The organism is Paraburkholderia sp. BR10882, assembly GCF_040948855.1.
In the GTDB taxonomy this organism is placed as follows: domain Bacteria; phylum Pseudomonadota; class Gammaproteobacteria; order Burkholderiales; family Burkholderiaceae; genus Paraburkholderia; species Paraburkholderia nodosa_A.
Window position 1 is genome coordinate 28,669 of record NZ_JBFPKP010000001.1, and the last position, 12,252, is coordinate 40,920.

The 12,252-nt window shown below is 65.2% G+C and carries 11 protein-coding genes; 4 read left to right on the forward strand and 7 right to left on the reverse strand.

The genetic code is table 11. The features are described from left to right. The first annotated feature begins 55 nt into the window (after positions 1-55). From secA to mutT, 4 genes are all read left to right on the forward strand, one after another. Positions 56-2,860 carry a preprotein translocase subunit SecA gene (gene secA, locus AB3X99_RS00125; RefSeq protein ID WP_368615865.1) on the forward strand — a complete coding sequence of 935 codons (2,805 nt, stop codon included), beginning with the start codon at positions 56-58 and terminating at the stop codon, positions 2,858-2,860. A 120-nt stretch (positions 2,861-2,980) separates the two neighbouring features. Beyond that, a complete protein-coding gene (gene argJ, locus AB3X99_RS00130; protein ID WP_368615866.1) occupies positions 2,981-4,222 on the forward strand; it encodes a bifunctional glutamate N-acetyltransferase/amino-acid acetyltransferase ArgJ in 1,242 nt (413 codons plus the stop codon). Positions 4,223-4,241: 19 nt separating this feature from the next. Further along, positions 4,242-5,114, forward strand: a complete 873-nt coding sequence (locus AB3X99_RS00135; RefSeq protein ID WP_069268496.1) for an ATP-binding protein — start codon at positions 4,242-4,244, stop codon at positions 5,112-5,114. After that, positions 5,111-5,542, forward strand: coding sequence for an 8-oxo-dGTP diphosphatase MutT (gene mutT, locus AB3X99_RS00140; protein WP_069268497.1), 432 nt, complete (start codon positions 5,111-5,113; stop codon positions 5,540-5,542). Before AB3X99_RS00135 ends, mutT begins: the two co-directional genes overlap by 4 nt. A gap of 92 nt (positions 5,543-5,634) precedes the next feature. Here the strand turns inward: mutT and AB3X99_RS00145 are convergent, their stop codons facing one another. The 7 genes from AB3X99_RS00145 to AB3X99_RS00175 form a co-directional block, all read right to left on the reverse strand. Next, complete coding sequence (locus tag AB3X99_RS00145) at positions 5,635-5,829, reverse strand: DNA gyrase inhibitor YacG (protein ID WP_069268498.1); 195 nt, start codon at positions 5,827-5,829, stop codon at positions 5,635-5,637. A 49-nt stretch (positions 5,830-5,878) separates the two neighbouring features. Continuing rightward, complete coding sequence (gene zapD / locus AB3X99_RS00150) at positions 5,879-6,634, reverse strand: cell division protein ZapD (RefSeq protein ID WP_028207804.1); 756 nt, start codon at positions 6,632-6,634, stop codon at positions 5,879-5,881. Positions 6,635-6,762: 128 nt separating this feature from the next. Continuing rightward, positions 6,763-7,383, reverse strand: coding sequence for a dephospho-CoA kinase (coaE, locus tag AB3X99_RS00155; RefSeq protein WP_368615868.1), 621 nt, complete (start codon positions 7,381-7,383; stop codon positions 6,763-6,765). Positions 7,384-7,387: 4 nt separating this feature from the next. Continuing rightward, positions 7,388-8,305, reverse strand: coding sequence for an A24 family peptidase (locus AB3X99_RS00160; RefSeq protein ID WP_368615869.1), 918 nt, complete (start codon positions 8,303-8,305; stop codon positions 7,388-7,390). Between the two features lie 28 nt (positions 8,306-8,333). Further along, the gene (locus tag AB3X99_RS00165) at positions 8,334-9,554 is read right to left on the reverse strand and encodes a type II secretion system F family protein (RefSeq protein ID WP_368605974.1); all 1,221 of its coding nucleotides are present in this window, start codon (positions 9,552-9,554) and stop codon (positions 8,334-8,336) included. Further along, positions 9,551-10,837 (reverse strand): GspE/PulE family protein, encoded by a 1,287-nt coding sequence (locus AB3X99_RS00170; RefSeq protein WP_368615870.1) that lies wholly within the window; start codon positions 10,835-10,837, stop codon positions 9,551-9,553. The genes AB3X99_RS00165 and AB3X99_RS00170 overlap by 4 nt, the downstream gene beginning before the upstream one ends. A gap of 84 nt (positions 10,838-10,921) precedes the next feature. Beyond that, positions 10,922-12,241, reverse strand: coding sequence for an HlyC/CorC family transporter (locus tag AB3X99_RS00175; protein ID WP_083245610.1), 1,320 nt, complete (start codon positions 12,239-12,241; stop codon positions 10,922-10,924). Between the last annotated feature and the right edge of the window lie 11 nt (positions 12,242-12,252).

Genomic DNA, 12,252 nt, shown 5'->3' on the forward strand with positions numbered 1-12,252 from the left:
CGCTGAACCCACCCTCAGGAATCCCGGCCGAAGCCGCGACGCAGACACCGATCCGATGACCACCGGTTTCTTACAGAAAATCTTTGGCAGCCGCAATCAGCGCCTGATCAAGCAATATCAGAAGACGGTCGCGGCGATCAACGCGCTCGAACCGAAGATCGAGCAGTACACCGACGAGCAGCTGCGCGCGAAGACGGCCGAGTTCCGCGAGCGCGTGGCCAAAGGTACATCGCTCGACGAACTGCTGCCCGAGGCGTTCGCCGTTTGCCGCGAGGCGAGCAAGCGCGTGCTGAAAATGCGCCACTTCGACGTGCAGCTGATCGGCGGCATGGTGCTGCATTACGGCAAGATCGCTGAAATGCGCACCGGCGAAGGCAAGACGCTCGTCGCCACGCTGCCCGTCTACCTGAATGCGCTGTCGGGCCGCGGTGTGCACGTCGTGACGGTGAACGACTACCTCGCGCAGCGCGACGCCGAATGGATGGCGCGCCTCTACAACTTCCTCGGTTTGTCCGTCGGCATCAACCTGTCGCAGATGGACCACGCGACGAAGCAGGAAGCATACGCCGCGGACATCACCTACGGCACGAACAACGAGTTCGGCTTCGACTACCTGCGCGACAACATGGTCTACGAGACCGAGGCGCGCGTGCAGCGTACGCTGAACTTCGCGGTGGTCGACGAGGTGGACTCGATCCTGATCGACGAAGCGCGTACGCCGCTCATCATCTCGGGCCAGGCCGAAGACCACACCGAACTCTACGTGCGCATGAACGCGCTGCCGCCGCTGCTCGAGCAGCAGATCGGCGAAGAGAAGGCCGACGGCACGGGCGTGGAAAAGCCGGGCGACTACACGCTCGACGAAAAGGCGCGCCAGGTGTTCCTCACGGAATCGGGCCACGAGAAGGCCGAGCGCATGCTCTCCGAGTGGGGCCTGATCGGCCAGGGCGAAAGCCTCTATGCGCCGCAGAACATCACGCTGATGCACCATGTGTACGCCGCGCTGCGTGCCCACACGCTGTTCCACAAGGACCAGCACTACGTGGTGCAGAACGGCGAAGTCATCATCGTCGACGAATTCACCGGCCGTCTGATGGCCGGCCGCCGCTGGTCGGACGGCCTGCACCAGGCCGTGGAAGCGAAGGAACACGTGAAGATCCAGAGCGAGAACCAGACGCTCGCTTCGATCACGTTCCAGAACTACTTCCGCATGTACGCGAAGCTCTCGGGCATGACGGGTACGGCCGACACCGAAGCGTACGAATTCAACGAGATCTACGGCCTCGAAACGGTGGTGGTCCCGACGAACCGGACACCCAAGCGGATCGACAAGCAGGATCAGATCTACAAGACGGCGAATGAACGCTACGACGCCGTGATTCGCGATATCCGCGAATGCTACGAGCGTGGTCAGCCGGTGTTGGTCGGCACGACGTCGATCGAAAACTCGGAGCTGCTTTCGAACCTGCTCACGAAGGCCGGTCTGCCGCACGAAGTGCTCAACGCGAAGCAGCACGCGCGTGAAGCCGCGATCGTCGCTGAAGCGGGCCGTCCGCAGCGCGTCACCATCGCCACCAACATGGCAGGCCGCGGTACCGACATCGTGCTGGGCGGCAATGCGGAGAAGCAGGCAGCGTTTATCGAAGCCGACGAAGCGATTCCCGCCGACGAAAAGGCGCGCCGCATCCAGCAACTGCACGACGAGTGGCAAACGCTGCACGATCGGGTAAAGGCCGCGGGCGGTCTGCACATCATCGGCACCGAGCGTCACGAGTCGCGCCGGATCGACAACCAGCTGCGCGGTCGTGCGGGCCGTCAGGGCGACCCGGGCTCGTCGCGTTTCTATCTCTCGCTCGAAGACCCGCTGCTGCGCATTTTCGCGGGCGACCGCGTGCGCGCGATCATGGACCGCCTGAAAATGCCGGAAGGCGAGGCGATCGAGGCGGGTATCGTCACGCGTTCGATCGAGTCGGCGCAGCGCAAGGTCGAAGCGCGCAACTTCGACATCCGCAAGCAGTTGCTCGAATACGACGACGTCTCGAACGATCAGCGCAAGGTGATCTACCAGCAGCGCAACGAACTGCTCGAAGCGCATGACATCACCGAAACGATCTGCGCGATGCGTCATGGCGTGATCACCGACATCGTGCGCCAGTTCGTGCCGCACGGCAGTATCGAAGAGCAGTGGGACGTGCCCGAGCTCGAAGAAGTGCTGCGCAACGAATGGCAGCTCGACCTCGCGATCCAGGAGATGATCAACGAGTCGTCGTCGATCGATGCCGATGAAATTCTCGAGGCCGTGCTCGCCGCGGGCGACGAAGCTTACGAGCAGAAGGTGGCGCTCGTGGGCCGCGAATCGTTCAGCGCGTTCGAGCGCTCGGTCATGCTGCAAACGCTCGACCGCAGCTGGCGCGAACACCTCGCGGCGCTCGACCACCTGCGTCAGGGCATCCATCTGCGCGGCTATGCGCAGAAGAACCCGAAGCAGGAGTACAAGCGCGAGGCGTTCGAACTGTTCGCCGCGATGCTCGAAGCCGTGAAGCTCGAAGTCACGCGTATCGTGATGAACGTGCAGATCCAGTCGCCGGAGCAGCTCGAACAGGCGGCCGAGCAGATCGAAGAGCAGGGCCATCATGTCGAGAACGTCGAGTTCCGCCATGCCGAATTCGCCGAAGCCGACGCGGCGCCGGCTCCGGCGGCTGCCGCACCGGTGGCTGCCGACGCCGCCGCTGCAATGGTGGGCGCGGCCATGAGCCATACGCCGCCGGTGGGCAGCGAAATGCCGAAGGTGGGCCGCAACGATCCGTGCCCGTGCGGCAGCGGCAAGAAGTACAAGCAGTGTCACGGCAAGATCGCGTGACGCAGGCTTGAACGTAGATTCCGGTGGCCCGCTTCCCATGGCGGGCCTTGCGTTTTGATTCCCGATGCCGGCCAGGCTCCAGCGCCCTGGCCGGCATCGCCATTTCGACAGGTCGCCACCATGGCTGTCAATTTCCCCTCGATTGATCCCGCACAACTTCATCCGGTCGCGGGCGTGACGCTCGGCTGGGCGGAAGCCAACATTCGCAAGCCCAATCGTAAGGACGTCCTGGTGATCTCCGTCGACGAAGGCGCGAGCGTGGCCGGCGTGTTCACGCTGAATCGCTTCTGTGCCGCGCCGGTGACGGTGTGCCGCGAACATCTCGCGAAGGTGCGCGCGGGCGGCAAGGGCATTCGTGCGCTGGTGGTGAACACCGGCAACGCGAACGCGGGCACCGGCGAGCCGGGCATGAAGCACGCCCGCGAGACCTGCGATGAACTCGCGCGCCTGGCCGGCCTCGAGTCCTCGCAGGTGCTGCCGTTCTCGACCGGCGTGATCCTCGAGCCGCTGCCGATCGACCGTTTGAAGGCGGGCCTTCCCGCCGCGCTGGCGAATCGCCGGGCCGCGAACTGGTACGACGCCGCGCAGGCCATCATGACGACCGACACGCTGCCGAAGGCCGTGTCGCGCCAGGTCACGGTCGACGGCCACACCATCACGTTCACGGGCATCAGCAAGGGCGCGGGCATGATCAAGCCGAACATGGCGACCATGCTCGGCTTCCTCGCTTTCGACGCGAACGTTGCGCAGCCCGTGCTCGACGAACTCGTGAAGTACGTGGCCGACCGCTCGTTCAACTGCGTCACCATCGACGGCGATACCTCGACCAACGACTCGTTCATCATGATCGCCTCGGGCAAGTCGAGCCTGCCCGCGATCACGTCGACGGACACGCCCGCTTACGCCGCGCTGCGCGACGCCGTGACGGCCGTCGCCCAGGAACTCTCGCAGCTCATCGTGCGCGACGGCGAAGGCGCAACCAAGTTCATGACCGTGCAGGTGGAAGGCGGCAAGGACGTGGCCGAGTGCCGCCAGATCGCTTACGCGATCGGCCATTCGCCGCTCGTGAAGACGGCGTTCTACGCATCGGACCCCAACCTCGGCCGTATCCTCGCCGCGATCGGCTATGCCGGCGTGACGGACCTCGACGTCGACAAGATCGACCTGTATCTCGACGACGTGCTCGTGGCGAAAGCGGGCGGTCGCAACCCGGACTACCGCGAAGAAGACGGCCAGCGCGTCATGAAGAAGAGCGAGATCCTGATCCGCGTGCTGCTCGGCCGCGGCGACGCGCAGGCCACGATCTGGACCTGCGACCTCTCGCACGACTACGTGAGCATCAACGCGGATTACCGCTCCTGATTTCAAGCGCGCTCACCACATGGACAAGCTCGAACAGTTTCTGACCCGCGCCGAAGCGCTGCTCGGCCGCCTCGAAGCCGTGTTGCCGCCGTCGGCACCCGATGTCGACTGGAACGCGGCCGTCGCGTTTCGCTGGCGCAAGCGCCAGGGGCGCGGCTTCCTGCAGCCGGTGCCCGCGATCTCGCTGATCTCGCTCGACGACCTGCAGAACATCGACCGGCAGAAAGATCTCATCGACCGCAACACGCGCCAGTTCGTGCAGAAGAAGCCCGCGAACAACGTGCTGCTCACCGGCGCGCGCGGCACCGGCAAGTCGTCGCTGATCAAGGCCTGCCTGAACGCGTACGCGCAACAGGGCCTGCGCCTGATCGAAGTCGACAAGGACGATCTGCATGACCTCGGCGATATCGTCGATCTCATCTCGACGCGCCCCGAGCGCTTCATCGTGTTCTGCGACGACCTCTCGTTCGAGGAAGGCGAATCGGGCTATAAGGCGCTGAAGGTGGCGCTGGACGGTTCGGTGGCCGCGCAGTCGGACAACGTGCTGATCTACGCGACCTCGAACCGGCGTCATCTGCTGCCCGAGTACATGAGCGACAACGAGACGTACAAGCACATGCCCGACGGCGAGATTCATCCGGGCGAAGTGGTGGAAGAAAAGATCTCGCTGTCCGAGCGCTTCGGGCTTTGGGTGAGCTTCTATCCGTTCAAGCAGGACGACTATCTGACGATCGTCGCCCACTGGCTGCGCCATTTCGGCTGCGACGACGCCGAAGTCGAATCGGCGCGCGGCGACGCACTCGTCTGGGCGCTGGAGCGCGGCTCGCGTTCGGGCCGCGTGGCGTGGCAATTCGCACGCGACTGGTCGGGCAAGAAGGCGCAAGAGGCATGAGCGCCGAGGCCAACAGCGCAAACGACGCTTCCGCAACGACGCGCCCCGTGACGGAAGTCGCGGTGGGCGTGCTGGTGCAGCCCGATGGCCGCTACCTGCTCGCCCAGCGCCCCGAAGGCAAGCCTTATGCAGGCTACTGGGAGTTTCCGGGCGGCAAGCTGGAAGCGGGCGAGAGCGTCGAAGCGGCGCTCGCGCGCGAGTTGCACGAGGAACTGGGCATCGACGTGAAGGCGTGCCACCTGTGGCACACGCTCGAACACGACTACCCGCACGCCTACGTACGGCTCTACTTCTGCAAGGTGACCGAGTGGACCGGCGAGCCGCACGGTCGCGAAGGTCAGGCGTTCGTCTGGCAGTCGCTGCCGGCGAGCGTCGAGCCGCTCTTGCCTGCGACGATTCCTGTGCTGGAGTGGCTTGCGGCGGAATAACGGCCTACGAGGCCGCCACGATGCAAAAGGCCGCTGTGCATCACGCACAGCGGCCTTTTTTTCGCCTGGCGCAAGCGCGTCGCGGCGCTCGCTTATTGGCGCGTATCCGTGGGCGGCGCGTCTTCCGGCGGCGTTTCATCGTCGGCGCCGCCAATGCGGTACTTTTCGGCTGCCCATGCACCGAGATCCATTTGCTTGCAACGCTCGGAGCAGAACGGCCGGAAGCGGTTCTCCGGCACCCAGCGGACTTCCTTGCCGCAGCTCGGACATTTGACGACAGTGGTCATGCGATAGAACTTGGTTTGCGTTGAGTCTGGCCTGGCGACGCGTTTGCTTTCACAAGCTGCAGAGCGTGAGCTGGAACGGCACGTCCTGATCGACGGCTCGCGGACGCAGATCGCCGTCCTGCACGGTGAAGCGCACCCACAGCATGTACTTGTTGGCGCTCGCTTCGGGAATCATGCGCAATTCCGGTGCCACGCGTACCTGCATGAGCTGATACGCGCGGCCCGACAGCATCTGCTGATAGCTGCCCTGCATCGCCATCACCTTCGACGCCTGGCCCGACTCGCGCGCGAGACGCAGCACGATGGCGGCGGCGTCGCGCAGCGGCAGCAGCGGCGTGACCCATTTCGCGATGTCCTGACGGCGTTGATCGGGATGCAACTGTTGCCAGGCGTAATACGACGGCAAATCGAACTTGCAGGTGCCACCGGGAATGATCGCGCGGCTGCGGATGCTCGTGAGCCACTCGTTGTCCATCAGATGCTGGCCCGTCTTGCCTTGCATCTGCGTGAGGCCGGCGAGCGTTTGCTCGATTTCGCCCAGCACGGTTTCGAGCGCATTCTGCTCGATGCCGGGATTGCCGCGGAACGGCGCGAGCGTTTGGCGCTGCCGCTCGAGTTCCTTCATGAGATCCGACTTCAGATCGGCGCGGCCTGCGACTTCGGCGATTTCGAAGAGCGTCGTGAGCGCGACGTGATGTTCCCTCGGATCCTCCTGGGTCAGGAAAAACGTGAAGCGCTCGAACAGGTCTTCGAGGCGCAGCAGCGTTCGGATTCGCTCGTTGAAGGGATACTCGTAAAGAATCAAGCGCGCTCGCCTCGGGCGTGGTGGGTGACGGATTGCAGGACATTCTAATGCCGTGGGACCACGGTCGCAATCGCGCCGGCCCGGCGCTATGCCGATGTGACCCGCTAATCGCGCGCCGATGGCGCGTTTTACGTCTTGCCGGCCTTTTCGGCCGCGAGCCTGAGATACGTCTGATGCAATGCGTCGACGTCCTGATCGAGCGATTCGAGCGTTGCGCCGTTGTCGTTTACCACCACGTTGTCGGCGGCCGCGAGGCGTGCCTCGCGCGTGGCCTGCCGCGCGATGATCGCGAGCACTTGCTCGCGTGCGAAGCCGTTACGGCGCATGACGCGCTCGATCTGCGTTTCCACGCTGCAATCGACGGCGAGCACGCGATCGACACGCGTCTTCCAGGTGCCCGACTCTACGAGCAGGGGCACGACCACGATGACGTAAGGCCCGCTGGCCTCCCGCGTTTCGCGTTCGGTCTCGGAGCGGATCAGCGGGTGCGTGATGGCCTCGAGCCGCTTGCGCGCGGACTCGTCGCCGAACACGAGCGTGCGCATGCGCGCGCGGTCCATCGAGCCGTCGGGCGCGACGAATTCAGGGCCGAATTCCGCAGCGATCTGCGCCATCGCGACGCCGTGCGGCGCGGTAATGCGATGCGCGATGAGATCGGTGTCGACGATCGTTACGCCGCGCGCGGCAAAGCCATCAGCAACCGTGGACTTGCCGCTACCGATGCCACCCGTCAATCCGACCGCGAACATTTGATCAGTTCCCCCACGCAAATACGCCATACAGCGGTGTGCCTGCAAACAATGTGACGAGCGCGCCAGCGGCCAGATACGGGCCGAACGGCAACGGTTCTTCGAAACGCATGCGTCCCGTCAACGTAGCGATGATGCCGACGAGCGCGCCGGCCACTGCGGCGATCACGACGATCTGCGGCAACGCGCTCCAGCCGAGCCACGCGCCGAGCGCGGCGAGCAGTTTGAAGTCGCCGTGGCCCATGCCTTCCACGCCACGCAACAGCCTGAAGACCCAATAGACGCACCAGAGCGCCAGATAACCCGCGACCGCACCGATCACCGCTTCGCGCAGCGTGACGAAGGTGCCGGCAAAATTGACCAGCAACCCGGCCCACAGCAGCGGCTGCGTGATCTCGTCATGCAACATCTGGTGTTCGAGGTCGATAGCGCTTGCGGCGATGAGCGTGGCGCACAGCGCGAAGGCGGCGAGCGCCTTGCCGGTGGGCCCGAAGGCGAGCACTGCGCCGACCGCGCAGGCCCCGCTCGCGATTTCGATGAGCGGGTAGCGCACGCTCACGCGCGCATGACAGTGAGAGCAGCGCCCGCGCAGCGCGAGCCAACTGAGCACAGGGATGTTCTCCCAGGCGCGCAAGACGTGGCCGCAGTGCGGGCACGCGCTGCGTGGGAGCCAGAGGTTGTAGCGCGCGGGCAACCCGTCTTCTTCGAAGAGCGGACCGGGCGTGCCGGTCGCTTCGGCCACATCGGCGCGCCACGCGCGCTCCAGCATGATCGGCAGCCGGTGCACGACGACGTTGAGAAAGCTGCCGATGACGAGCCCGAACGCAATGGCGAAAACCATGAGCACGCCGAATGGCAGACCGGCGAGAGCGGCTGCGAGCGGCGTTGCGGTATCGGGCGCGGACAGGAGTTGGGCGGGCATGAGACGGAACCGGAATCTGGCAGCGATGCTACACCACGTTGCCCAGTTGAATGATGGGAAGATACATCGCGACGACGAGGCCGCCGACCAGCGCACCAAGCACGACGATCACGAGCGGCTCGCACAGGCTCGAGACGAGCGCGATCTTTTCGTCGACCTGACGGTCGGCGAGCGAGGCCACATCGAGCAACATCGCGTCGAGCGCGCCCGATTCTTCCGCAACCGCAACGGGCTGAACCACATCGGCCGGAAAGCATCCCGCCGCGCGCATGGCTGCGGCGAGCCGCTCGCCGTGCCGCAGGCGCTCGCTGATACCTGCGCTCGCGCGATCGAAGAATGCGTTGCCGCTTGCGTGCGCGAGCGAATCGAAGGCGTCGGCGAGTGGCGTGCCGGCGGCGAGGAGCGTGCCGAGCGCGCGGCTCCAGCGGGCGGCGCACAGCGTTGTGAGCAGCGTGCCGCAAAGCGGGAGCTTCAGCAGCGTGCGTCCGAAAGCGATGCGCGCGGTTTCCGAGCGGCGCAAGGCCGCTTGCATGGCGAGCGCGCCGGTGGCTGCAGCTACGGCGGCCGGCACGCTCCAGCGCGCGGCGCCCGCCGACAGCATCAGCACGATTTGCGTGGGCGCGGGCAGTGCGGCGCCGAAGCCGTCGAAGATCTGCTTGAACGTGGGTACGACCCAGACCAGCAACGCCGCGGTAATGACAAGCGCGAGCAGCAGCACCGCGACGGGGTAGGTGAGCGCGGCGCGCACTTTGGCGCGCTGCGCAGCGGCACGCTCGCGGTCGTCGGCGAGGCGGGCAAGTACGGCGGCGAGCGCTCCCGAGGCTTCGCCTACGGCAACGAGCTGGCAATACAGCGCGTTGAAACGCGCCGGATGTTGCGCGAGTGAGTCGGCGAAGCGCAGTCCGCCGGCGATGTCGCGCGCGAGCGCCGCGGCAATGCGCGGCATGCCGTTTGGCCCGGGCGAGAGCGCGAGCAGTTCGAGCGCGTTCGCAAGTGGCAGGCCGGCGCGCAGGAGGCTCGCTAGCTGGCGTGTAAAGCACGTGACGTCCGCGTGGCGTGCTTTAGGCGCGCCCGCGCTCGACCTGCGCTCGATGGCGAGCACAGTGATGCGCTCGCGCTTGAGTGCGTCGCGCACCGCCGCGGCGTCGAGCGCGATCAGTGTGCCACGCCTCGTCGCGCCCGATGCATCGAGACCGCGCCACGCGAAGCGCCACTCGGATGGGCCTTGAGGGGCGTGCGCAGCGCTCATGGCGCATCCGTTGCGACAAGCGCTTCGGCGAGGCTCGTGGTGCCGTCGCGCACGCGCGCGAGCGCCGCGTCGCGCAAGGTTGCGACACCGCTTCTGCGTGCTTCCCGAGCGATTTCGTGCGCGCCGCGCCTTGTGACGATCAGGTCGCGTATGGTTTCCGAGATCGGCAAGACCTCGTGGATTCCCACGCGGCCGCGATAGCCGATGCCGTGGCAAGCCTCGCAGCCGCGCGCGACATAAGGCTGCATCATGTTACCGCCGTGCGTGGTCAGGCCTGCCGCGACGAGCGCCGCCGGCGAAGCCTCGCCGCGCACGCGGCATTGCGGACATAGCCGCCGCACGAGGCGTTGCGCCGTGACGAGCCGCAGCGAGCCCGCCAGGTTGTACGGCTCTACGCCGATGTCGACGAGCCGTGCGCAAGCCGCGCTGGCGTCGTTCGTGTGCACGGTCGAGAGGACGAGGTGGCCGGTCTGCGCGGCCTTGACGGCCACGCTGGCGGTTTCTTCGTCGCGAATCTCGCCGATCATGATGACGTCGGGATCCTGGCGCAGCAGCGCACGCAGTGCCACCGCAAAGGTGAGCCCGGCCTTCTCGCGCACGTTGATCTGATTGATGCCCGCAAGCTGGATTTCGGCGGGATCTTCCACCGAGCAGAGATTGTGTGCCGTGCCGTTGAGCCTTTGCAGGAAACAGTAGAGCGAGAGCGTCTTGCCGCTGCCGGTAGGGCCCGTGACGAGGACAAGACCATGCGGCGCGCCGATCGCTTCGGCTACGGCGTGCTGTTGCGCTTCATCGAGCCCGAGTTCGGCTAGCGACAGTTCGGCGGGAAGCGCTTCGAGCCTGCGCAAGACGAGCTTTTCGCCATGAAGTGTGGGCAGCGAATTCACGCGATAGTCCTCGGCGGCTTGCGACGCCCCCGAGAGTGGGAGCCGCAGCCTGCCGTCCTGCGGAATGCGCCGTTCGGCGATGTCCATGCGGGCGAGCACCTTGATGCGCGTGACGAACGCATCGCGCAGATGCGCGGGCGGGCGCGCCATTTCGTGCAGTACGCCGTCGATGCGCAGACGCACGCGCCAGCCGTGTTCCATCGGCTCGATGTGCAGATCGGAGGCGTTGCGCCGCGCGGCTTCGCGCAGCGTTTCGGAGAGCAGCCGAACGGCGGGTGCGTCGTCTAGCTGCGGTACAGAGACAGGCGCAGATGTGCGCGCCGTCGAGCCACCACCCGTACCGCCTTCGGCAACCGCGGCGGCGAAAGGGCGCGCACGATAAGGAGTAGAAAGCATCGACATGCCGGCGCGAAGCCGCCTCGAACAGATGACGCCTTCATCATGGCGCGAGGCGCACTGCGCCGCCACCCGGCCGAACGGCTAACGTCCCGGCAGCAGCTTCTTCGCCTTTTGCAGCGTGCCCTGGCGCGGCTTGGCGCCGGGTTTGAAGAGCTTGACCGTGCGTACGGCCTGGTCGTCGCTGCGTAGCACTTCGAGCTTCACGTCGCCGATCTGCAGGCACACGTCGCCTTCGGGAATCTCTTCGAGCACTTCGAGGATTAGGCCGTTGAGCGTCTTGGGCCCATCCGTGGGCAGCTTGATATGAAGCCAGCGATTGAGTTCGCGCAAAGGCATGCTGCCCGGCACGATACATTCGCCTTCGTCGTTCCAGCCGCCGCGTCCGGTGCCGCTGCGCGGCATCGAGGTGGTGAATTCGCCGATCAGCTCCTCGATGATGTCTTCGGGTGTCACGAGTCCTTCCATCTCACCGTACTCGTTCACGACGAGCGCGATGCGATGGCGGCTTTCCTGGAAGTACTGAAGTTGCTGGAATCCGGGCGTGCCCGTGGGCACGAAGTACGGCTCGGCGAGCAGTTCGCGCAGCGTCTCGCGCTCGAATTCCTGGTTGTGCAGCGCGGCCAACGTCTTGCGCACATGCAGCACGCCGAGCACCCGGTCGATGTCGCCTTGATAGACGATCAGCTTGTTGTGATAGCAGGTCTCGAGCTGATGCAGGATGTCTTCGAGCGGGGCGTCGTAGTCGAGCGCCTCGATGCGCCGGCGCGGAATCATCACGTCGTCGACGGTGATGTTCTCCAGGTCGAACAGGTTGAGCAGGATGCTGCGGTGCTTGGTCGGCATGAAGCTGCCCGACTCGAGCACGATGGTGCGCAACTCCTCGGTGGAAAGCCGCTGGTCATGCGCCTTGTGCGTATTGATGTGCAGGATGCGCAGGATGGTGTTCGCAAACATGTTGACGAACCAGATGAGTGGCTTCGTCACACGCATGAGCGGCGCGATCAGGAGGCTCGCGGGCAGCGCGATTTTTTCCGGAAACGTTGCGCCCACAATCTTCGGCGTGATTTCCGCGAACACGATGATGAGGAACGCGACGATGCCCGTCGCGATCGAGAGCACGAGGTTATTGCGGCCGAACGTATGGAGCGCGATCGAGGTCGTGAGGACCGGGATGATGGTGTTGAAGAGATTGTTGCCGATCAGGATCACCGAAAGCAGCAGGTCGGTGCGCGCGAGCAGCTTCTGGGTGGTCTTCGCGCCGAGCGTGCCGTGATTGGCGAGGTATTTGAGCCGATGGCGATTGAGTGCCATCATCGCCGTTTCGGAGATGGAGAAGAAACTGGAGCAGATGAGCAGGACGAAGACGGCGCATATCTGCGCCCATAAGGGAAGGTGGTCCACGCGTCGAGACA

Coding starts and splice junctions, on each gene's coding strand:
- secA (WP_368615865.1), top strand. CDS start 56: ATGACCACCGGTTTCTTACAGAAAATCTTTGGCAGCCGCAATCAGCGC.
- argJ (WP_368615866.1), top strand. CDS start 2,981: ATGGCTGTCAATTTCCCCTCGATTGATCCCGCACAACTTCATCCGGTC.
- AB3X99_RS00135 (WP_069268496.1), top strand. CDS start 4,242: ATGGACAAGCTCGAACAGTTTCTGACCCGCGCCGAAGCGCTGCTCGGC.
- mutT (WP_069268497.1), top strand. CDS start 5,111: ATGAGCGCCGAGGCCAACAGCGCAAACGACGCTTCCGCAACGACGCGC.
- AB3X99_RS00145 (WP_069268498.1), bottom strand. CDS start 5,829: ATGACCACTGTCGTCAAATGTCCGAGCTGCGGCAAGGAAGTCCGCTGG.
- coaE (WP_368615868.1), bottom strand. CDS start 7,383: ATGTTCGCGGTCGGATTGACGGGTGGCATCGGTAGCGGCAAGTCCACG.
- AB3X99_RS00160 (WP_368615869.1), bottom strand. CDS start 8,305: ATGCCCGCCCAACTCCTGTCCGCGCCCGATACCGCAACGCCGCTCGCA.
- AB3X99_RS00165 (WP_368605974.1), bottom strand. CDS start 9,554: ATGAGCGCTGCGCACGCCCCTCAAGGCCCATCCGAGTGGCGCTTCGCG.
- AB3X99_RS00170 (WP_368615870.1), bottom strand. CDS start 10,837: ATGCTTTCTACTCCTTATCGTGCGCGCCCTTTCGCCGCCGCGGTTGCC.